The organism is Brotaphodocola sp., assembly GCF_050873365.1.
Classification (GTDB): domain Bacteria; phylum Bacillota; class Clostridia; order Lachnospirales; family Lachnospiraceae; genus Brotaphodocola.
In genome coordinates this window covers 112,498-134,844 of record NZ_JBNMIQ010000008.1, presented here as the reverse complement: position 1 = coordinate 134,844, position 22,347 = coordinate 112,498, and the positions used below count along the sequence as shown (strand labels likewise).

20 protein-coding genes and 1 tRNA gene are annotated in these 22,347 nt (G+C 47.0%); all 21 read right to left on the bottom strand.

Annotation, left to right across the window (positions count from 1 at the left end; all coding sequences use genetic code 11):
* Window positions 1-377: 377 nt before the first annotated feature.
* The 21 genes from ACR0QT_RS06270 to alaS all read right to left on the bottom strand — a co-directional run bounded on the left by ACR0QT_RS06270 (window position 378) and on the right by alaS (window position 22,282).
* Window positions 378-1,052: a hypothetical protein gene (locus ACR0QT_RS06270; RefSeq protein WP_432629978.1), complete on the bottom strand. Its 675-nt coding sequence runs from the start codon at window positions 1,050-1,052 to the stop codon at window positions 378-380.
* Between the two features lie 389 nt (window positions 1,053-1,441).
* A tRNA-Phe gene (locus ACR0QT_RS06265) sits at window positions 1,442-1,497 on the bottom strand.
* Between the two features lie 124 nt (window positions 1,498-1,621).
* Window positions 1,622-2,311, bottom strand: coding sequence for a hypothetical protein (locus ACR0QT_RS06260; protein ID WP_432629977.1), 690 nt, complete (start codon window positions 2,309-2,311; stop codon window positions 1,622-1,624).
* Window positions 2,312-2,462: 151 nt separating this feature from the next.
* Window positions 2,463-3,323 carry a tRNA(His) guanylyltransferase Thg1 family protein gene (locus ACR0QT_RS06255; protein WP_432629976.1) on the bottom strand — a complete coding sequence of 287 codons (861 nt, stop codon included), beginning with the start codon at window positions 3,321-3,323 and terminating at the stop codon, window positions 2,463-2,465.
* A 346-nt stretch (window positions 3,324-3,669) separates the two neighbouring features.
* Window positions 3,670-4,722 (bottom strand): hypothetical protein, encoded by a 1,053-nt coding sequence (locus ACR0QT_RS06250; RefSeq protein ID WP_432629975.1) that lies wholly within the window; start codon window positions 4,720-4,722, stop codon window positions 3,670-3,672.
* A gap of 194 nt (window positions 4,723-4,916) precedes the next feature.
* Window positions 4,917-5,591 (bottom strand): hypothetical protein, encoded by a 675-nt coding sequence (locus ACR0QT_RS06245; RefSeq protein WP_432629974.1) that lies wholly within the window; start codon window positions 5,589-5,591, stop codon window positions 4,917-4,919.
* Window positions 5,573-6,460: a hypothetical protein gene (locus ACR0QT_RS06240; protein WP_432629973.1), complete on the bottom strand. Its 888-nt coding sequence runs from the start codon at window positions 6,458-6,460 to the stop codon at window positions 5,573-5,575. The genes ACR0QT_RS06245 and ACR0QT_RS06240 overlap by 19 nt, the downstream gene beginning before the upstream one ends.
* A gap of 178 nt (window positions 6,461-6,638) precedes the next feature.
* Window positions 6,639-7,883, bottom strand: a complete 1,245-nt coding sequence (locus ACR0QT_RS06235) for a glutamate-5-semialdehyde dehydrogenase (RefSeq protein WP_432629990.1) — start codon at window positions 7,881-7,883, stop codon at window positions 6,639-6,641.
* A gap of 189 nt (window positions 7,884-8,072) precedes the next feature.
* Window positions 8,073-8,867 (bottom strand): 5-formyltetrahydrofolate cyclo-ligase, encoded by a 795-nt coding sequence (locus tag ACR0QT_RS06230; RefSeq protein ID WP_432629972.1) that lies wholly within the window; start codon window positions 8,865-8,867, stop codon window positions 8,073-8,075.
* Window positions 8,868-8,944: 77 nt separating this feature from the next.
* Window positions 8,945-9,172: a DUF896 domain-containing protein gene (locus tag ACR0QT_RS06225; RefSeq protein ID WP_177977032.1), complete on the bottom strand. Its 228-nt coding sequence runs from the start codon at window positions 9,170-9,172 to the stop codon at window positions 8,945-8,947.
* A gap of 176 nt (window positions 9,173-9,348) precedes the next feature.
* Window positions 9,349-10,245 carry a glutamate 5-kinase gene (gene proB, locus ACR0QT_RS06220; RefSeq protein ID WP_432629971.1) on the bottom strand — a complete coding sequence of 299 codons (897 nt, stop codon included), beginning with the start codon at window positions 10,243-10,245 and terminating at the stop codon, window positions 9,349-9,351.
* A 150-nt stretch (window positions 10,246-10,395) separates the two neighbouring features.
* Window positions 10,396-11,991, bottom strand: coding sequence for an NAD(P)/FAD-dependent oxidoreductase (locus ACR0QT_RS06215; protein WP_432629970.1), 1,596 nt, complete (start codon window positions 11,989-11,991; stop codon window positions 10,396-10,398).
* 41 nt (window positions 11,992-12,032) lie between these two features.
* On the bottom strand, window positions 12,033-13,313 hold the full coding sequence (locus ACR0QT_RS06210) for an NAD(P)/FAD-dependent oxidoreductase (RefSeq protein ID WP_432629969.1): 1,281 nt from the start codon (window positions 13,311-13,313) through the stop codon (window positions 12,033-12,035).
* A gap of 159 nt (window positions 13,314-13,472) precedes the next feature.
* Window positions 13,473-14,117 carry a hypothetical protein gene (locus ACR0QT_RS06205; RefSeq protein ID WP_432629968.1) on the bottom strand — a complete coding sequence of 215 codons (645 nt, stop codon included), beginning with the start codon at window positions 14,115-14,117 and terminating at the stop codon, window positions 13,473-13,475.
* Between the two features lie 122 nt (window positions 14,118-14,239).
* On the bottom strand, window positions 14,240-15,394 hold the full coding sequence (locus ACR0QT_RS06200; RefSeq protein ID WP_432629967.1) for a DUF3048 domain-containing protein: 1,155 nt from the start codon (window positions 15,392-15,394) through the stop codon (window positions 14,240-14,242).
* An 89-nt stretch (window positions 15,395-15,483) separates the two neighbouring features.
* Window positions 15,484-15,981 carry an rRNA maturation RNase YbeY gene (ybeY, locus tag ACR0QT_RS06195; protein ID WP_432629966.1) on the bottom strand — a complete coding sequence of 166 codons (498 nt, stop codon included), beginning with the start codon at window positions 15,979-15,981 and terminating at the stop codon, window positions 15,484-15,486.
* Between the two features lie 81 nt (window positions 15,982-16,062).
* Entirely contained in the window at window positions 16,063-17,115 is a 1,053-nt protein-coding gene (locus ACR0QT_RS06190) for a PhoH family protein (RefSeq protein WP_432629965.1), read from the bottom strand.
* A 229-nt stretch (window positions 17,116-17,344) separates the two neighbouring features.
* Window positions 17,345-18,586 carry a sporulation protein YqfD gene (locus ACR0QT_RS06185; protein WP_432629964.1) on the bottom strand — a complete coding sequence of 414 codons (1,242 nt, stop codon included), beginning with the start codon at window positions 18,584-18,586 and terminating at the stop codon, window positions 17,345-17,347.
* A gap of 149 nt (window positions 18,587-18,735) precedes the next feature.
* Window positions 18,736-19,005 carry a YabP/YqfC family sporulation protein gene (locus ACR0QT_RS06180; protein WP_432629989.1) on the bottom strand — a complete coding sequence of 90 codons (270 nt, stop codon included), beginning with the start codon at window positions 19,003-19,005 and terminating at the stop codon, window positions 18,736-18,738.
* 235 nt (window positions 19,006-19,240) lie between these two features.
* Window positions 19,241-19,417: a 30S ribosomal protein S21 gene (gene rpsU, locus ACR0QT_RS06175; RefSeq protein WP_005539624.1), complete on the bottom strand. Its 177-nt coding sequence runs from the start codon at window positions 19,415-19,417 to the stop codon at window positions 19,241-19,243.
* Window positions 19,418-19,603: 186 nt separating this feature from the next.
* On the bottom strand, window positions 19,604-22,282 hold the full coding sequence (gene alaS, locus ACR0QT_RS06170) for an alanine--tRNA ligase (protein WP_432629963.1): 2,679 nt from the start codon (window positions 22,280-22,282) through the stop codon (window positions 19,604-19,606).
* Window positions 22,283-22,347: the final 65 nt, after the last annotated feature.

The following is a 22,347-nucleotide window of genomic DNA, read 5'->3' as shown; positions in this document are numbered from 1 at the left end:
TATTCGTTCATAAATCAATCTTACCTACAAGTAAAATAAATCGCCTGCAAGGTAGCCATGTGGAAACTTAAAGCCAGTCAGCCATGCTTAAAACCGTTCTCATGGATTTTAGTGCCGTCACCAACACCTGTTATCTCCAAAAAGCAAACACAAGAAATAAAATCCATATCATCCCAAAGCACGAATCGAAAAGAAGAAAAAAAGTTGCAAGATAAAAGTTACCACTTTTTCTTTTTTTCGAGAACTGGAATCGAACCAGTGATAAACAGCAAACCAAAATGGGGCTGTTTTGCTCTACCACTGAGCTATCTCTTCTTTATGTAATTTCCCATAGGGAAATGGCTGAGTTCTAAATTTTCACCTTGCAGGCAAAACATTTAAGCGATTTCTATCTCAACGGTTGCATTTGCAATCTTTAATTTCATATTCAATTCTGCAACCAACGCTTCCATTTTCTCTCGAATTTCTGTGCATTTCCGATCTACATCAATCGGATCAATCAACTCTGCTCGATTTCCATTCAGGTAAGTATCCACAACTGCAAGCGCAGTGGCATCCTCTCCCTTGCCCTTATTCTCTTTGCTGAGAATGGAATTTCTCATTGTGTCAGCTGACACCATCATTTTTTCATTTTTATTGTCAATTTCTGCAAGTGTTGCCTGCATCTCCAGTTGCATTTTTTTAGCCAGTGCTTCCTCAAAGTCTGTCCGATCATCTATAACTTTCAAAGAACCACCGTTCTGGATTCGGTTGCGCAATACTACAACTGCGGAGATACTCATCTTACCAACACTCGTCTGAATCATACTTTCCGCATTTGCCTTGCTGATTGCCTGATTCAGACGATTATAATATGCAATCTGCTCCTGAATCCCTTGATATTCTTTTTTTGCATTCGCCTTAAATTCAGTAACATTCTGATTCTTTACTGAAGTACCCGGTTGATTGTGTTTATGCCACTCCACAAATTGTGCCTGCTGAATTCTGTCATAAATTCTCTTATGCAGAATTTTGCGTCTGTCAAGTGCCTCAACCAGTGTTATTTTCTCCATGCAGATTTCCTCCTCTTTTTTCTAATTACTTCGTAACCGTTCCATTCCTTCTCACAATAATCGCAACAGCCACAAAGAAAAACTCACTCTTTCAAAATCACTCTTGTCTGATTACTCTTATCTAATTGCTCTTGTCTAATGGGTAAAATAGGTAAGCACCTTTTCGCTTGCTTTAACTTGTAGCCTACAAGATAGCCATGCGGAAATTCAAAGTCAATCAGCCACACTTAAAACCATTTTCATGGATTTCAATGCCGTTTCCAACATCTATCATTCAAAAAAAACAATAGCTATAAACAAAATCCTTAAAAGCAGACAATCTCTCATCATAAAAAAGAAGAAAAGTTTCCGAAATAAGGTTACCTTTTTTTCTACTTTTTATCCTTGAGGATCGGAATCGAACCGACGCCGCCAGTTTTTTAGACTGCCGCTCTACCATTGAGCTATTCTCTATTCTCCTCCTTGGAGAATCATCCTTCAAAATTGAAGGAGGCTGAGTTTCAAATTTTCACCTTGCAGGCAAACAAATCAACTAACTGAAATCAATCGGATACCTATCTATATCCCTGTTAAATTTCAATCTCCACGGTTGCATTCGCAATCTTGAGTTTTACATTCAGTTCCATAAGCAGTTTTTCATTTTCTTCTCTCAGCTTTTTACTCTGTGCCTCTGCGCCAATCGGATCAATCAGCTCAGCTTTATTTTCACTGAGATAAGCCTCTACCACAGAAGTCACTGCCGAATCTTCCTTTCCTTTGTTTTCCCGACCAAGAATCGAATTCCTCATCATCTCAGCAGAAGTATTATTTTTCTGGTTCTGCTCATTAACTTTTTTAAGCGCATATGCAAGCTGTGTCTCCAACTGCCTTGCAAGTGTCTGCTCAAGATCGATGTTTCCGTTGATCTCATCATCATCTATTAGGATCCCCATATTTTCCACTTTTCTTGAAAGCTGATCTTTTCGAGCAATAACTCCTGCAATGCTCATCTCGCCAATACTCGTCTCAATCTTATTCTCAGCATTTGCCTTGCTGATCGCCTCATTTAACTTATCATAGTAAGCGATGAGATCCATAATCGACTGATAAGAAGCTCTTGCGTCTGCCTCAAACTCAGCTACTTTCTGCTTCTTTCTGGCAGTTCTCAGTTCATTGTGTTTATGCCATTCCACAAATCCAGTCGTTCTAATTCTACTGTGAATTCGCTTCTGTAAAAGCACCTTCTTATCAAGTGCTTCCACCAGTGTCATTTTCTCCATACAGAATCCCTCCCTTTTATCTTTCCATATTTATTTCAACGTTTCTTTTTAGTTTCTCTTTGCTTTCTCTTTGCAAAATCAATCATACTATGAACCCGTCACAATTTCCATCAACCCTCAGTTTAATCAGAAATACATGTTTTTACACATTTTAATTTTCGCCAACATAAATCAGCGAGTCCACATACTCTCTTCCCTCTCCTCTAAATTCAGGAATCTCCTTGTCAATCACCCAACGGCTACGACATTTTTCCTCACTCTTCTCCTCAGTTGTGATCTCGACTTTCTCTTCTGAATCTTCTGCAAAATCCGGCTCCTGAATTTTTACACAACAGCTTCCCCATTTCTGATACGCCGGGATCTCATTCCACTCGATCTCCTTTTCCTCTCTCAACATCTGGCAAATATCCCGGCTTGTCTTCTTATAGAGCTGTTTGTCTGAGTAATAAGCTCGTCCAAGCATGGAAATCGAATTTCTTTTTGCATCAAGCTGTCTCCAATAGATCAGGTTCGTCACCTCTTCCTTCGGAATATTGAAACAGCGCGCATCAAACATTGCACCCTTGCTCAATGCAGTTTTCAATGCCTGACAGTATCTCTGGTCTTTCTCATCACTTTCATGCTCTTTCAAAAATGCCTCTGCATTCTTTGCAAAAGAACGATTGAATAACATCGTTGCCAAACTTGCTGAGATACTACAAATTTTCTGAACCTCATAATCAAACCATGCCGAAGAATTCAGCTTTTTGTAATCAATAAGAATCAACGAGATCTCATCGGACTGTGTATAACCCAGCACACATCCCTGAACCCCCTCACAAAGTCCCTGCATCGTTTCCTGCATACTACAAGCAAGAATTTCATCGAACGGTTTGCGAAATCCTCTTGTAAAGGTGTGGAACGCTTTTCCATCGATACGAATACATACCGGAATTCGTTTTATCAGCTTTGTTTTTGGGATCTGCTCATAATATTCCTTCATTCTAATTCCAAGCTCATCATGTACTGCCATCTTCACATAACTCCCTTCCTTCGTTTGGAATAATCAAAGTGATCATTCTCTCACGTGCTTTTCAACCAAGTTGTTTTCTTCTGTTGATGGTCTTATTATACTTCACTTTTTCTCACGGTTTTTTCCAGAAAAAAATTATGGAAAGGACTTTTTAATTTGCAACTGCTATGTTTTTACTGATAAATTTTCGTTTTTATTTACAGAGGATATACTGCGATACGCTAGAATTTATTTACGACCAGATATGAAATCGACCCAAAAAGCAAATATCTCAGAAGGGGATTGTCTCCTCTCCTGAGATATTTTGCGATCCCCCGCCTATCGAGAAGGGGACATCCACTCTGGGCTATAAATCATACGGTGAACCCGGAATCTCATATTTCCGAAACATCGCTTGTCCCAACTCCGGATCAGAACAAGCCCGATTATACAGGTCGCCTTCTCCGTTCAGTTCCATTTTGAACTTAAGCAACCGATAAGCTTTTAAAGTTGTCGCCATGTTCTTTTCGGAAAACGGATCCTTATCTTCTGAAAGTGCTTCCTCTTCCTCAAGATCCCAGATTGCAATTTTTTCTGCAAACCATTCCTGCCATTTTTCTAACAGTTCTTCCTCAAGAGGCCAATAATAAACCGCATCCGATACCGCCGATGTAATCTGATCGCGCATCTCCTCTTCCCAATCCTCCGGCTCTTCTTCCCGAGACTCACAAACCTGAACTTCTACCTGAAGGGAATCTTGTTCCTTCAATCCCAGTTCCTGAATGAGATCATACGGCAATCTCAAAAAAACCTGATAGATTCCATCTCCTTCATCTCGAAAAAGCATACACTGATCCTGCAATTCTATCTCACTCTGATACTTTTCTTCAGAAAATATTTCTTCCAGACATTTTCTTAATTTTGTCTCTCCTCGGAGATTCATCAGATTTGCGAATTCCATAAAATCAGAAAAGAAATCTGCTTGACCGCTCATAAACATTTCTTCCTCTTCCTTCGTTCCCGCCGTTGTTTTTTTGTTTTTCTGATTCCTCAAAAGTGCCTTATCTCGCTCGCAATCAAGGAAATCCTCCATCGTATAACGGGGCATTTTTGTACCCAAGCGATATTCCTTGCGCTCCATTAAATAGTTGACATACAGTACAAAACCACCCAACGTCTTCTGCGCCATATTTCCATTCTTTCTCACTAAATCAAGCGCAGAATGCTCAAACGGAATAAGATATCTCTTCGTGTTGTTTTTATCTACAACCGCTCCACCTTTTCGTATTGTTTCCGTTGTACCTCGCCGTACAAAATGCCAGCTATAAGATGGACCCGTGCTCAACAAGATTTGTTCTATCTTATCCACATCCACAGCCCTTTTTGTATTTGGTGAAATTGTTTTTTCTAACTTTTTCATCGTATTCTCCCCTTTACTCATAGAAATTACAACATGATAATATGATTACTCATTGATATAGGAATCGTCTTTTCTCTCATTATAACAGACTATTTTTTCTTTTTCATCTAACTATAAGTTTAATGTTCACATTCTCTCAAAAAAATTCAACGTCTTCTGTATCCTCAATAATTTCTGTCTCTCACCGGTGATACTCACGTTTTAGTATACTCCTCACACAGTTCTAATTTTTTGTCTGCATAACGCGAATCTCCCGTAATCTCTGTTAAAAATTCCTGCAACTGCTTTTCCAGTTTCTCCTCTGTCAATTCTGCAAGATTCTTGTTATACTCCTTTGGCGGCCATAAGCTATTACAAAAGATCATAACATTAAAATCATAATCAGATACGCTTCTGAATGAACCAAATGGATATCCATAACGCTTTTCAAAGCAACAATGCATTCCATTCGCTATAATTCTATTATGGTAGTCTTCAAAAAAATCTTCCTCCTCAAAATAATACGCACCTATGTAATCAACACTTGCAAGTTTCTGTACAATAGGCCACTCATCGTAGTCTTTCAATTTTTCTTCTGACATTTCTCCAATCTTAATTGCCTCATCCTTCGTTGGCAAATACGGAATTAGCTTGTCCTCTTGAAAAACGATCTTACGCTCCTCGCCTAAATATATTCCTTTTCCGCTTCTAGCAACATGATACCAACCCATCTGCATATTCTCCTTCTCTTTTTTCTTTCTGCATCCAGTATAGCAACACCACTCTAAGAAATCTACCAACCAGAACGAATCACCTTTCCAGTTTTTTTGTTTCTTTTCCACTTTTCTTCGATTTCTTAGAAAAACGGGCATCAACGCCTTTCCTTCCATGCATACTCCGGCACTTTTTCTAATTCTTCATCCGAATTCAAGCCATACGCCTCAATGCACCTTCTTAGATATGCCTCATCTACCTGCGTGATCCCATTCTTCATATAATACTCTGACTCAAATCGTTCCGGATTCTGTCCATATTTCTCATCGTATTCCTGATACTTTGCCAGTGTATCCTGTTTATTCAGGATCTCGATACACTTGTCATGGACATAAATTCCCAGGACAACCGCATCTTCAAACTTATCATCCGGTGACCATGGCTCCTCATCCCAGTCGGTTATTGCAATCACCAGATCCAAATACGGAAATGCCCTTAATTTGAAGAACCACTCCTCACAAAAGTCTTCTAAGGTCGGAAATTTTTGAGTGATCGCATTGCATCCGACTTTTCCATCCACATGAATCCAGCCATATCCATCCGGATAATGATTTTTCATAATCAGCCAGTTATTGAAATTACAGGCATGAATAAAATCTTCATGGTATCCAATTCCATCTATATAAATACTAAAAAAGCTATCGGTTCGGCGAATGATCTCAAATGCCTGCTCTTTCGTGACCGAACGACCTCTCATCCGATAATAGGGGCGTCGTGTATCGGAAAGCCTCTCTAAGCCAGCCTTCTCCTCACTCAAATCCGTTATCAAAATCTCATATTCCGCATACCGATCGAAATCTTCTTTTGCAAGAAAATAGGTATTATCTCCTAAATCCACCATTTCTTTAAACGAATCCGAAAAATCATAATTAGAGTGAAAATAAACATTCCCATACTCATCCTTATAATAGCTAACCTCTAGGAGACAACAAAAAGAGATGTCCTCCATGCCTCTTAAGTACGCAAGACCTTCAAAAATATTCATGCATTTGCTCCCTTCCTCATTTGTTTCTTATTTGCTCCTCATTTGTTGGCTACATCGTATCATATTTTTTCATTTCCCATTTTCCAGAATTTTTTTCTGGAAATAAAAATAGCCCGATATCCATAAAAATAGATATCGAGCTATATAGAGTTTATATCGTGCTTATGTACTTCCCTAATTACCGAACCTGACCATTACCGTAAATGATGTACTTCGTGGTCGTCAGTGCCTCAAGTCCCATCGGACCTCTCGCATGGAGTTTCTGGGTGCTGATTCCGATCTCAGCGCCGAAACCAAACTCATTTCCATCGGTAAATCGCGTGGACGCATTTACATAGACCGCTGCCGCATCCACCTCATTTAAGAAGCGCTGAGCGTTCTCATAGTCATTTGTGATGATTGCCTCGGAGTGACCCGTGTTGTAGCGGTTGATATGGGCGATTGCCTGATCAAGGTTATCCACAATCCGCAAAGAAAGAATGTAATCGAGATACTCGGTTCCCCAATCACTCTCATTCGCCCTCGTAAACTCCGGAATGATCTCACAAGCGCACTCATCCGCGCGCACTTCCACCTGTTTTTCTTCCATCAGTCTCTGCTTCAGGAGCGGGAGGAAGTCTTTTGCGATCGCACGATGCACAATCAGGGATTCGCACGCGTTGCAGACACTCACGCGCTGAGTCTTCGCATTGATGATGATGTTGATCGCCATCTCAAAATCTGCGCTCTCATCGACGTAGATATGGCAGTTTCCGGTTCCTGTCTCAATCACCGGAACCGTGCTGTTCTCGACAACCGCGCGGATCAGTCCTGCTCCTCCACGTGGAATCAGCACATCGACATATCCATTCATCCGCATAAATTGTTTCGTCGTCTCGCGGTCCGTCGACGTGATCAGCTGAACCGCATTCTCGCAGAATCCACCTCTCTTCAGACCATCGCGAAGGGCGGAGACAATCGCCTGATTCGAGCAGATCGCATCGCTTCCTCCCTTTAAGATCACGGCATTTCCGGTCTTAAAACACAGACCAAACGCATCGGAGGTCACATTCGGGCGTGCCTCGTAGATGATTCCGACGACGCCGAGAGGAACCCTCTTTTTTCCGATCAGAAGCCCATTTGGACGCGGTTTCATCGAGGTCACCTCCCCGACTGGATCAGCGAGTCCTGCAACCTGTCTGAGTCCGTCTGCCATTCCCTCCAAACGCGTGTGATCGAGTCTGAGTCTGTCGATCATGGACGGGCTCATTCCATTTTTCTTTGCGTTTTCGATGTCCTGCGCATTTGTCGTGAGAATCTCCTCTTCATGATCGAGCAGAGACTGTGCGGTGAGCAAAAGTCCCTGATTCTTCTCTGTAATTCCCATCCGGTTCATGTATCTCGCAGACTCTTTTGCCTGTTGTCCGATTGTAAGCAGATCCATGTTTAAATCCATATACGCTTCCTCCCGTCTAAATTCAAAATAAACCTAGTCAATAAATCCAGTTCGTGAACCTCATTCATGATCCCATTAATGAACTGTGGTAACTGTTCAGTAGGTCTGCGCATTCACTGCGCTGACCGTACAAAAACATGGGCTTGCAGGCAAAAATCCCATTGCCGAAGGCAATTTTCAATGGATTTTTGCTCGTAACTGTGAAGGTACTGAACAGTTACGAACCGTGATAATCTCCTCATCCGTCACAAGCTGATCCACGCGCACATCCCACGACTGGGACGGCAGATCTCTCACCACCTGAAATCCATAGGCGATTGCGACTTTTCGGTGAAGTGGTTCTGCCTCAAAGAAACGGTCATAGAACCCGCCACCATAGCCGAGACGTTTTCCATCTTTTGTGAATGCAAGTCCCGGCGTGATCACAACTGCCCGCGGACTCTGTGCCGGCAGACATTGCTCGGATGGCTCTAAAATCCCCATATATCCCTCCGTGAGATCTTTGCGCCCCGATACCAGATAAAACTTCATCTCGTTTCCCTCAACTCGCGGAAGCGCAGTCGGGATTTTTCTTCTCCACAGAGCTTCCAGAAGCAAAAACGTGTTTGCCTCCGTTCCAAAAGATGCATATGCATAGACCATCACATCCGAGTGATCCGAAAAGTGCTCTGGAAAATGATCCGGAAAATTCAGTACTGCCAGAAGATTTTCTGTAATCGCCCGATCCTTTGCCTTGCGCTCACCCTCAGACAATTCTGCCCTCTGGTGTTTCATCTCCCTGCGAATCTGGCGTCTCTGTTCCTGCATCATCCGGAGCTCTTCTTCGTTTTCCGAAGTCCTCTGATTTTTCTGGTTTTTCTGATCTTTCTGATCTCGCTCCGTCTTTTGATCCATTGTGCTTTGATCTGCACCGAGTTTCTGATCTGTTTTCAGATTGTTCTCTTTCTCCCGATCGATCTCTTTTTCGTCCATATGTATCTCAGCCACCTTTTTATTCGATCTTACACGCGAAATTCAAGTCGACGCTCGCGGAGCGTATAACTCAGAATTTATGACTTCTGCTCGCTCACACCGCCATACTTCTTGCCGAGATCCGTGATGCTTCCATCTTTCTCCTTGATCGAGATGTTGTTTAAGTTTGCGCGCATGCTTCCGCGAATCGCCTCAATGTACTCTTTTCTGAGTGCGGTCTGCTCTGCCTTCTCCTCGTCGGTCAGTCCCACTGCCTGAGATTTGTGATATAATTCATTGATTCTGTCAATCTTGCTCTGATCCATTGTTTCTTCCTCCAGTTTCAATTTTCTATTTTCTATGTTCTCAAATTTTAATGTTAATGTTGTTAATTCTGCTAATTTGCTAATTTGCCGATTTTACTAATTCTGCTGATTTTATTCATTTTGCTGATTTTCTCTTTTCAGCGCCCTGCCTTTTTACCGTTTAGCATTTCTTTCCCTTAATACTTGGAATTCATGTAATCCATCAAATCAAAATCCAGATTCGGATGAGCAAGGAAAAGACTTCCCTGAGATTCGCCGTTTACAATATCGTGGATCACCATGACATCGGATGCATTTGCGATCACCATGTCACAGCCGGAATCCGTTGCAATCCGCGCTGCGACGAGCTTTGCAGTCATTCCACCGGTTCCGACATCGCTTCCGGAGGTATCTTTTCCCATCCCCATCAGCTCTTCATTGATCTCCGGAATGAAGCTGACAAACTTTGCATCCGGATTCTTGCGCGGGTCATCCGTGTAAAGTCCATCAATATCAGACAGAAGGATCAACAGGTCCGCCCCGATCAGCGCCGACACGACAGCTGACAGGCGATCGTTATCACCGAACTGAATCTCATGAGTGGAAACGGTATCGTTCTCATTTACGATCGGAACCGCCCCGAGATTTAAGAGTTCATCAAACGTGTTCTGCGCGTTGTAGCGGGAGACATCGTTTGTCATCGTATCCTTCGTCATCAGAACCTGCGCCGCAATCGAATTGTACTCCGAGAACAGTCTCTGGTAAACCATCATCAGCCGGGCCTGTCCGACCGCTGCATACGCCTGCTTCTCCGAGATCGTCGTCGGGCGCTTCTGACCGCCGAGGGCCTGGCGTCCCGCTGCAATTGCTCCGGACGAAACGAGAACCACATCGCGCCCCTCTCCCTTTAAGTCACAGATGATTCTCACAAGTTTCTCAATCTTATACAGATTCAGCTCGCCCGTCTCAGGATGCGTGAGCGAGGAAGAACCGATCTTGATTACGATTCGCTTCTTTCCCTTCAGTTTTTCTCTCATCTGACGCTCTGAATCAGTCATCTCTGTCATCTGTCCCAGATCCATCTTTTGTGCCATTCTGCTCTCATCCTCCTATCTTCTGACTTTTCCTGTCTTCCTTTGTCGTTATCATTGCTGTTTACGCAACGCGTGAACCACAACGCGTGAACCGCAACGTGTGAACTGCAACGCGTGAACCACAACGCATGAACCACCCCCCGTTATCGCTTACTCGGCAGAAAACCGGCGTGCGATCGCCTCTGCGACCTTGACACCGTCCATTCCCGCGGACGTGATGCCCCCGGCATATCCGGCGCCCTCTCCGCACGGGTAAAGACCGGAAATCTCACTCTCAAATTTCTCATTGCGGTGAATCCGCACCGGCGAGGAGGTACGGCTCTCAATCCCTGCAAAGACTGCATCCGGCATATCAAAGCCATGAATCATGTGTCCAAAGCGCTCCATTGCCTCAAGAAGCGCCTGATTGAGTGCTTCCGGCATAATTGCCCGCACATCTGCAAAAGCCCACTGACCACGCATTGCGGGCGTCACACGACCGGTCTTCTCTGAAAGGCGATTTTCCTTGAAATCCTCATAGAGCTGAACCGGAATCTTTCCGCCTGCGACCTCAAATGCTCTGCGCTCAAGCTCTCTCTGGAATGCGACTCCGCCGAGCGGGCTCTGATCCGGATAATCCTCCGGTCCGACCGTCACGATCAGCGCACTGTTTGCATTCTCTCCCGCACGGTCGTGATAGCTCATTCCGTTGACTGCAAGTCTGCCAGGCTCCGAGGAGGCATTGACGACGTATCCGCCCGGGCACATACAAAACGAGTACACACCCCGCCCGCTCGTCGTCTGCGCAGTCACCTTGTAACTTGCCGGACCGAGATTTCCGGCCTCCTTGCGCCCGTACTGGGACTCATTGATCACCGACTGCGGATGCTGGATTCTAAGTCCGACTGCAAATGACTTTGCCTCCATCGGAATTCCGGTCTGATCGAGCATCTCAAACGTGTCGCGCGCGCTGTGTCCGATTGCAAGCACAACCGCCTTTGTCTCGATCGTTTTTCCGTCTGCGGTCTGAACCCCGCACACAGCCCCGTCCTTCACGAGAAGCCCGGTCATCTGACACCTAAAATGGACCTCTCCGCCGAGGCGAATGATCTCCTCGCGCATCCGCTTCACAATTCCGGACAGAACATCTGTTCCAATATGCGGTTTCTGCTCATAGAGGATCGCCGGATCTGCCCCGAACTCGCAGAAAATCTTGAGCACGAGATGATTGCGCCCCGAGGAATCCTTCACGAGCGTGTTGAGTTTTCCATCCGAGAATGTCCCGGCTCCGCCCTCTCCAAACTGTACATTGGAGGACGGATCGAGGACTCCGGTTTCCCAGAATTTCTCTACTTTTTCCTGACGCGCATCCACATCGTCCCCGCGCTCAAGAATCACAGGCTTATAGCCTGCACGCGCAAGCATCAATCCACAGAAAAGTCCTGCCGGACCGGCTCCGATGATGACCGGGCGACCGCCAAGCGATTCCTCCCCGGATTTTGGAAACTCATAGGGCTTTTCCTTGCTGATACTCACCTGATTGCTCTTTGCCTTATGTACGAGATTCTCCTCGCGCTTTCCTGCGACCTGCACATCCACCGTATAGCTGTAAAACAGCTCCGGCTTTTTTCTTGCGTCAAGTGACTGACGGCAGATTACTACCTTCTCGATCTCCTCCGGCGCAATCCGAAGCAGTTTTGCCACTTTCTTTTTTAAGGCTTCCGGGCTGTGATCGACCGGAAGTTTTAACTGTGTAATTCGTATCATAATCTTGTTTTCTCTTCTTCTCTCTGAATGAATTAATAAATCTATTTTTTCTTTTTCATCTGGCTTGTCTTCTCGTGTCTTGGCGCGTTTTCGTCCTCCCGACCGGCACAGCGACCGGCGATCGCTCCCGTCGCCCACGCCCACTGAAGATTGTAACCGCCACAGATTCCGTCCACATCCAAGAGTTCTCCGACAAGGTAGAGTCCCGGCACAAGTTTTGACTCAAGCGTCTCCGCATGGATCTCCCTCGTGTCAACTCCGCCACAACAGATCTGCGCCTGTTCAAACGCGTTCGTCGCCGTCACCGGCACCTCAAACTCCTTGAGCAGATGACCGAGACGCTCAAGCTGAGCACTCTTAATCTGCGAAACCGGAAGATCTGCCGGAATTCCGGCAAGTTTCAAAAGCACTGCCCCGAGCTTTTTGTTTAACAGTCCGGTCAGATAATCTTCCGCCTTCCGGTAGGAAAGAAGTTTGACGCGATTTTGCAAAAACGGCAAAATTTCCTTCATACTCTTTGACGGCAAAAAGTCCAGAACCGCGGTGATCTTTTCCTTCTGATCGAGGGCAACCGACGCGAACCGGCTGACCTGAAACGTCGGGATTCCGGAGATTCCATAGTCCGTCAGCTGAACCTCGCCCTGATCGGCGGCGAGAATCCGTCCCTGACTGTTCTTAATCCGAAGAGTCGCATCACAGCGCACTCCCGCGAGCTGTTTAAAAAATTTCCCCTCACAGCGCAGTTGAACGAGGGCCGGAAGCGGTTTGATCACATGATGACCGAAGGATTTTGCAAGCACATACCCGCTCCCGTCCGATCCGCTCACCGGCATCGCCTTGGAACCGGTCGCCAGAATCAAGCGATCCGCCTGAAATGTCCCGGCATCCGTCTTCGCCTCAAACTGTCTGCGTCCTTTCGCCCGAATTCCCTGAATCTGGCAGTTCGTCACCACGCGCACGCCGAGATGTTCGACCTCCATCCGCAGAGCATCCAGAACCGAGGAGGCCTGATCGGAGTTCGGATAAATGTATCCGTTTCGATTTTTCGTCTCAATTCCAAGCTCATCGAAGAACGTCAGCGTGTCCCAGACAGAGAAGCGATCCAGCACCTTCATCGGGAACTGCTTCTGGTTACTGCGGTAACACTCCGGACGCATCGTCAGATTCGTCATATTACAGCGACCGTTTCCAGTGGAAAGGATCTTCTTTCCCACCCGATCCATATGCTCCAAAATCGTCACCGATGCGCCTTCCCGGGCACAGCAGATTCCCGCCATCAGCCCGGAAGCTCCGCCTCCGACAATCAATACCTGTCTCTTCACACTTTTTCCTCCGTCTCTCATGCCCAGTCTCATTCCAACAGATCTTCCAACAGACCTTCTGCCAATCTGAAAAATCTCTCTGGCATTTTCCGGCATTTTCTCTCTGCTATTGTATCCAGTTTATGCGCTGTTTTCAAGCCTTTTTTACAGTGCACCGTTTTAACTTGTACAGGATTCCAGATAATTGAAGACCTCAATCATTGAGGAGAACCAGATTCCCTCGCGAAGTCTCTCCTGCTCCGAAACCGAAAAATCCATCAACGGCATATGGGTATACAGACAGATTGTCTTTCGGTCTTTCAAAAACACGAGCAGAAATCCATCCTCCGCGACGAGATAATACGACTGCTCCGCTTCACCGTTTTCTGCACTCTGACTTTTCTGTCCCGCATTTGTTCGATTCGCCCCCGCAGAATCTTCTATCGCCATTCCGACAGCTCCAAGTTTTCTCTGGTTTGTCGCCTCATGATCCTCCGGCAGAGTCTCCGGAAGTGACTGCGAATCCACCGGCTCATCTGCCTGCCCGTCCTGTCCGTTTTCCTGAGGATTCTGCCCGGAATTTTGTCTCAGATTTTGCTTTGAGTCTTGTCCGGAATCCTGTTTTTGTCCTGCATTTCGTCCTGAATTCTGCCCTGCGTTTTCTTCCAAGTCTTGTTCCGAGTTCTGATTCAAGTTCTGTTCTGCATTCTGCCTTGTCCTCTCAAAAGCCATCCCGCTCTGTCTTCCAACTGCATATCCAAGCGCACTGCTGACAAAAAGTCCGACAACAAAAATGAAAAATAAGCAGATTCTATACTTTTTCATGGGAAATCCCTCCATAAGTACAGTATCTGCTTATTTCTGTGTTTTATCCGTTCTCGTTCGATCTTTCCGACGTTCCCGACATTCCTGACGGTTCAGACGGTTCCAGCCTTTCCGTTCCCATCCTACTCGATCTTTGCAGGCTTCATATCGTTTGCAGTTGCAATACAGATCCACGTCTTTCCGGGATTTAAGACAATCTCCTCACCACTCGCATCATAGTAGTGCGTGACGCCGTACTCCCCGTCTTTCTTCCAGGTAATGTCCTCGACCTGTCCGTTTGTGATGAAATATCCCCACGAGCTCTCATGTACGTTGATGTTGCGGTACTCGGTCTTTGCGTAATACCCGGCAGAACAATACTGAATGATGATATTTTTCACGGCAATCTGTCCCTCATCGCCCTTATGCGGTCCGCCATACTGATAGCGATAGTAGAGACCGTCCTCCGGATGATACTCAAACCACGGATTGTTCAGCGGATAGCCCGGAGTCACCTTGTTTGCCGGCCGCGCATCCGCCCCGTTCATCACCGCAGGTTGTCCCTCCGGCGCGAAGCGGAAATGTCCCTCATAGGAGGAATCATACTCCTGCGAATAGCCCAGTTTGCTGATCGCCTTCTGGATACCGGCAAAGCTCGCATACGCATTGTGCGGGGCCTTGCGGTCCTTTGAGCGGAAATAAGCCGTCTCGCCAATTCCATCGATTCCGTTGATGTTGTCGATCGCTGACAGGTACGGTTTTGCAAACGTGCTCTGCCCATAATGTGCATAAATCGCATCAAATTCCCGCGCAAAATACACATAGTAAGTTCGACAGCTTCGCACCGAACCGATTCTTGTCAGATCATCGTAATTTTCCATGATCGCCAAATAGCGGTTCATATTTCCCTCAACCGGAGCTTCATAGACCACGCCCGCACGGTTGATGCCATACTGCGGGAGCGCGGTCTTGTCGTTGCTCATCATGATCGCAAGCGGACGGCGGTTTCCCTGAGCGACCGGCACCATCTCCCCGGTCAGATAGCTCTGAATCATCCCGTTTACTTTCACACGCTCTGCCGGAACTTCCATCGACTCCGAAACCGCTTCTGTCTCCTCCGTCTCCGGCTCCTCGACCGCTTCCTCGGTCTCAATCACAAGCTCCTGTTCGGTCTCACTCTTCTCCTCTTGCAGATACTGCGGACCTGACGCCTGCTTTGCACATCCCGATAACGTCAACATCATCCCCACTGTCAACACAGCAATCAGATTCTTCTTATAACCCCGTTTTTTCCCCATTCAGTCGCATTCTCCTCTCACCGCCTGTCGATCATCCCTCTTGAGTCCAAGCCCCCTGTTTTCTTCGCGTTTTCGCGATCAGAGAGTTATCAGCGTGTATATCCTACCCCATCAAGGATCTCTCTCTGCTTTTTCTCCATGACCTCTCTCTCCTCATCGACCATGTGATCGTATCCACACAGATGCAACATGCTGTGCGCAATCAGAAATGCCAGCTCACGCTCTCTCGAGTGACCGTACTTCTCCGCCTGCTCAATCACCTTCTCAACAGAGATGATGATATCCCCCAATATCAGCTCTCCGCTCTCCGGGTTAAAGTAGTCCTCCACGGAATCCTCCACATGGCTGAAATCGGACTCCTTCTCATAATCAATCATCGGAAACGAGAGCACATCCGTCGGCGCGTCGATCTGGCGATACTCGCGGTTGATCTCCTGAATCGCATCATTGTCCGTCAAAATGACATTGACCTCCGCTTCATAAGGACACTCCTCATAGTCAAGTGCCGCCGGAATGATTTCATGAATGATTTTTTCGTAATCCACACCAATCTCTTTGTCGGTCTCATACTCAATCTGAATTGTCATATTGTACCCCTTTTTCTCTTTTCTTTTTTTCTCTTTTCTTTAAAATAAATCGTATTCACTCTTGTCTCAATTACCCCGCACCTACTTGCGATCGCGAATCTTTCCCTTGACGGTCGCCTTGACTGCAACCTTCTTCCGGCGATCTTTCGTCAACAGCACATCTTTCTTCGGCGCATTTGCCTTTTTCTCGTACTCGTCATATGCCTGAACGATCTTCTGCACAAGCGGATGACGCACGACATCACTGCTCGTCAGCATGCAGAAACCGATGTCATCAATCTTGTGAAGCACCTTGAGCGCCATATCAAGACCGGATGTCGTTCCGCTCGGAAGGTCTTTCTGCGTCTGGTCACCGGTCACAATCACCTTTGAGCCGAAACCGATTCGCGTCAGGAACATCTTCATCTGAGCCGGCGTCGTGTTCTGCGCCTCATCGAGGATGATGTACGCATTGTCGAGGGTACGTCCTCTCATGTAGGCAAGCGGGGCAACCTCAATCAGTCCCTTCTCGGAATTATGCAGATAGCTCTCCGCTCCCATGATCTGATACAGTGCGTCGTAGAGCGGGCGCAGATACGGATCGATCTTGCTCTGAAGATCACCCGGAAGGAAACCAAGTTTCTCTCCTGCCTCAATCGCCGGACGCGTCAGGATGATTCGGTTGACCTCTCCATTTTTAAATGCCTGAATCGCCATTGCCATCGCCAGGTACGTCTTTCCGGTACCTGCCGGTCCGATGCCAAACACAATCATCTTCTTGCGGATTGTGTCCACATAGTTTTTCTGTCCCATCGTCTTCGGCTTGACCGGGCGTCCATTGATCGTCCGGCAGATAATATCCTTGTCAATCTCAAGAATCGCTCCGTCCGACTCCGTAAACGAGAGAGAAAGCGCGTAATCCACGTTCTGCTCTGTGATCGTATTGCCTCTCTTGGAAAGCTCTGCGAGGTTGTTAAACACGCTCTTCGCCTTCTTGATCATATCCTCCGGTCCGATCAACTTGATCACGCCATCTCGCGCGACAATCGTCACATGAAGCGTTCTCTCAATCTTCTTTAAATAGCTGTCAAACTGCCCGCAAATATTTTTTTCATGTTCGGTTGGAATCTCAATTACTGTCTCTATTACACTCATTCAGCCCTGTTTCGCTCCTCTTTCTATTGCTTTGACGTTCTGCCTCTCGTCGAATTTCCTTTGATTTTGATCTTATTTTGCCCCTGATCTTGACCTTGATTTTAACCTTGATTTTAACTTTAATTTTGCCCTTGATCTTGATTCTAAATTTTAATCTCGACTTTCATTTTGGTCTTAATCTTGGCTTGGATCTTATCTCTCAGTCATCTTCATGTTTCTCTTCATTTCTTCATTCTGATCTCGACTCTGACTCGGATTCTGATTCCAATTCTGGATCTGGCTGGATCGCCCGCTCCGTTCCGACCGGCTCTTCCACCTCCAGCTCTCCGTAAATCAGATAGCAGGACGTTTTCTCTTGTATTTTAACATTATTTTCAAAAATTTGTACCCCTTTTTTCGTAAAATTTTGAATTTTCTTTCGATTGATCTGATTTTTCAGTTCTTCCACCTCATTCTGCGTGCGGTTTCTCTCATAGGAGACGTACTCCCTCGCCAGAATTCGATCGACGACAACCGGAAGATAGAAATCCCCGGCGAGCGCCAGTTGCTCCGAATCTTCTTGAAACTCCCACTCACCGTGAAACGACGGAATCATCCAGACAAACGAAAGCCCGCCAAGCCGAAGCCGAAGTCCCCTCCTCTCACGCCCTGTATAGGAATATGTTCTCATCGTCTTCCCGACCGTTTCCTCCCAGCTCTCGTGCGTCCGAACACGGATATCTGCATCGGCATGCACGAGATGGTACCCGGCAATCTCCCCGTTGTCATTGAGAATCGGAATCCGCCCGCTCACAACGACCTGGTCTGCCTCGATCTCATCGCCCGCGCGCACCTGCGCCTGCCCGCTCCGCACAAGAATCTCCGTCACGATACCTGCCTTTTTGGTGCTCAAATCGCACGGCTCTAAATTTTCCTCAACCTGCACGCCCGCGCTCTCGTTTTCCTTGATACGGATCAGAAGCCTTGTTCCCGAGACGCGCGCCGACACCCAGATGATCTCCGGATACGACTCCCGGATTGCCTCCTCAAGCCCGGCACAGTCGATCCTCGCCCTCGGCATCCCACACGAAATTCCGATTGAATCCAGATAATGAAGCAGGGTGTCATCGGTGAAGCGCAGATTGCCCTCGAGAGAAATGTTCCAGACAAAGCGAGACATCAAAAACAGAATCAGAAAAAATGTACTCAGCCCCGCCACATAGAGCTTTCTTCTGCGATTCCGGTATAAAAAAAAAGGAAGACCTCTTCTTCCCTTTATCAAAAGACGCACTCCCGCCTTGCGCGCCAGCGGACGCATCCGGCGAAACTCGCCAATCCCCGTCCAGAACTCAAACTGGCACTCCCCGAGACTGCAAATGTTCCAGATCTCAATCTCCTTTGTCATGCACAGATTCAGGAACCGCTCCCCTTCCAGCCCGCGCATTCTAACAAGAAGACAGCCCTCTGCCAGATGCTTAACATTCTCTCTCATCCGCCTTCCTCCTGCCCCCGACTAAGATTCTGACCAAGATCTGATTCTGTTTTTCCTTCATCCCTGTCTCATTTATCGTAATCTTCGATTTCTCCCCTTATTTTTTCCCTTATTTCTCCCTTTATTTCTTCCCTTTTCCCCTTCAAACTTTACCCTTCAAACTCCATGCACCCGATCTGCCCGGAGATATGCATCTGTTCGTTCGTGTAATAATCAATCCGAAGGTTCTTTCCGCGGATCAAAATCCGACAATTTCGCGCAGAGAGTTTGACAAGATCTCTCTCATAGAGCAGAATTCCGCGATAATTTTCCACGGTCACTCCGTTTCTCCCGACAAAGGAGATCAGCGCGTCGCCGAGAATCACATCCCTTGGAAGTCTCAAATCCCCGGCAAGTTCCCTGCCTGCCCTCTCGCGGATACTTTCTGCGCCGACGGATTGCACGCTTACTTCCGATCGATTTTCTGATCGATTTTCTGATCGATTTTTCGATCGCCCTCTCGATCTCTCCCTGGTCTGATCTGCGCTCTGACTTGCTGTTGATCCCACCTCACGTCCAGACTTTCTGCTCATCCCGACTCACACGATTCTTCCGCATTTCTTATTTTATTGTACGAAAAAATCCCCAGCCTTATGACTGGGGATCTCGGAACATTTAGTTGAATTTACGCTTTCTTGCAGCTTCAGACTTCTTTTTGCGTCTTACGCTTGGCTTTTCGTAATGCTCTCTCTTACGAATCTCCTGCTGAATACCAGCCTTTGCGCAGTTTCTCTTGAATCTGCGTAAAGCACTGTCCAGACTCTCGTTCTCTTTAACGATAACGTTTGACATAGCTCACACCTAACCTCCCTCCAGTTGTGTACTTGTGCATAATACAACTGTTTGGGTATTTATAGCACTGGAATGATTATAGCACAAATTCACCATTCGTCAACAGTTTTTTTAATTTTTTTCAAAATTTTTTATTCATCACAAAAGGGGACTCCGAAGAGCCCCCTCTGGGTTGGTTTTCTATAATTACTTTAACTGCTCTCCAGCTACCTCGTAAGCCTTCTTCAGAGCCTCGTCCACGCCTGCCGGATTCTTTCCGCCTGCCTGAGCCATGCCCGGACGGCCACCGCCGCCACCGCCTACAAGTGCTGCAATGCCCTTGATCAGGTTGCCTGCATGAGCACCCTTCTTCTGAGCATCATCGGAAGCAGAAGCCATCAGATTTACCTTGCCATCCATCACAGAAGCAAGAACGATCACGCCACCGCCGAGCTTATCCTTGAGCTGGTCACCGAGATTTCTTAAACCGTTCATGTCCACATCTGCTACCTTGGTTGCGAGAACCTTCACGCCGTTGATCTCCTGAACCTGGCTCATGACATCGCCGAGGGAGTCACTTGCGAGTTTGCTCTTTAACTTCTCGTTCTCAGCATGGAGAGCCTTGATCTCATCCATCATTGCCTCGATACGGCTCTTTAACTCTGCCGGAGTCGTCTTAGCGGTCTTTGCAGCCTCCTTTAACTCCTCCTCCTGCTTCTCGTAGTGAGCCATCAGACCATCACCGGTCAGTGCCTCGATACGGCGCACGCCTGCTGCGATTCCTGCCTCAGAGAGGATCTTGAATGCCTGAATCTGACCAGTACTGCCAACATGAGTACCACCACAAAGCTCGGTAGAGAAGTCGCCCATCTTAACCACACGAACCTTCTCGCCATACTTCTCGCCAAACAGTGCCATAGCGCCCGTCTTCTTTGCCTCATCCAGACTCATCTCCTCGGTCACAACCTTGAGATTCTCACGGATCTCCTCATTGACGATCTGCTCAACCTTCTTCAACTCCTCCGGAGTCATAGCGGAGAAATGAGTGAAGTCGAAACGCAGACGATCCGGAGTTACAAGAGAACCTGCCTGCTCAACATGCTCGCCCAGAACAAGACGCAGAGCCTTCTGAAGCAGATGGGTTGCACTGTGGTTCTTCTCACAACCACCGCGCTTCTCAGCGTCAACCTTCAGCGTAACGGTCTCACCAACGGAGAGCATTCCGCCTACCATATGGCCGACATGACCGATCTTGCTTCCCTGAAGATGAATCGTATCCTCAACAACGAAGCGTCCGCCGTCTGCGCCAACGATCTCACCGACATCGCCGGTCTGACCACCCATCGTTCCGTAGAACGGGGTCTCCTCGACAAGGATCGTTCCCTTCTGTCCATCGGTCAGAGCCTCAACGATCTCATCCTCGGTCGTCAGAACCGTGATCTTGGAATCATGGGTCAGTCTGTCATAGCCGACAAACTTGGACTCAACATCAGCCGGAATCGACTGGTATACAGTCACATCTGCGCCCATGTAGTTCGTGGTCTTTCTTGCCTTTCTTGCCTTCTCACGCTGGTCGTTCATTGCCTTCTGGAAGCCGTCGTTGTCAACGGTCATTCCCTTCTCCTCAAGGATCTCGATCGTCAGATCCAGCGGGAATCCGTAGGTATCGTAGAGCTTGAATGCATTCTCTCCGGAAAGAACGGTCTCTCCATTTGCGCTCATCTCTGCTTCCATATCTGCAAGGATTGCAAGACCCTGATCGATCGTCTTGTTGAACTTGTCCTCTTCCTCTGCGAGAACCTTGAGGATCATAGCCTTCTTCTCCTCAAGCTCCGGATAACCGTCCTTGGACAGCTCAATCACGGTCTTGGACAGCTCCGGCATAAATCCACCCGGAATACCGAGCAGTCTGCCATGACGGGCAGCACGGCGCAGAAGACGACGAAGAACGTATCCACGACCCTCGTTGGACGGCATGATACCATCGGAAATCATGAAGGTACAGGACTTCACATGGTCTGCAATGATACGCAGGGAAATATCGGTCTTGTGATCCTCGAGATACTTCACATGTGCCATCTCGCAGACTTCATCGAGCAGAGCCTTGTTCGTATCAACGCTGAACAGGGAATCGACATCCTGAACAACCACTGCCAGACGCTCCAGACCCATACCGGTATCGATGTTCTTCTGGATCAGATCGGTGTAATGGCCATGTCCGTCATTGTTGAACTGGCTGAATACGTTGTTCCATACCTCGATGTAACGGTCGCACTCACAACCTACGGTACATCCCGGCTTTCCACAGCCATACTTTTCTCCACGGTCATAGTAGATCTCAGAACACGGACCACACGGACCTGCGCCATGCTCCCAGAAGTTGTCCTCTCTTCCGAAACGGAAAATACGCTCCGGTGCAATGCCGATCTCCTCGTTCCAGATCTTGAATGCCTCATCATCGTCCTGATAGATGGACGGATACAGGCGGTTCGGATCAAGACCAACGACCTCAGTCAAAAACTCCCAAGACCAGTGAATTGCCTCATCCTTGAAATAATCGCCGAATGAGAAGTTACCAAGCATCTCGAAGAAGGTGCCGTGACGAGCGGTCTTTCCGATATTCTCGATATCACCGGTACGAATACACTTCTGACAGGTGCAGACACGTCTGCGTGGCGGAATCTCCTGACCTGTAAAATAGGGCTTTAAAGGAGCCATACCGGAATTGATCAGCAACAGGCTGTTATCATTATGCGGTACAAGCGAAAAGCTCTTCATTGCAAGGTGTCCCTTGCTCTCGAAAAATTCGAGAAACATCTTTCTTAACTCATTTACTCCATATTTTTTCACTTTACTGCTTCCTCCGTAATCATCAGATTGCTTCATCCGTTTATATTATCATAGGAAATAACAAATGTAAAGTCTCGCAAAATAAAAAAGAATGTGCCTTG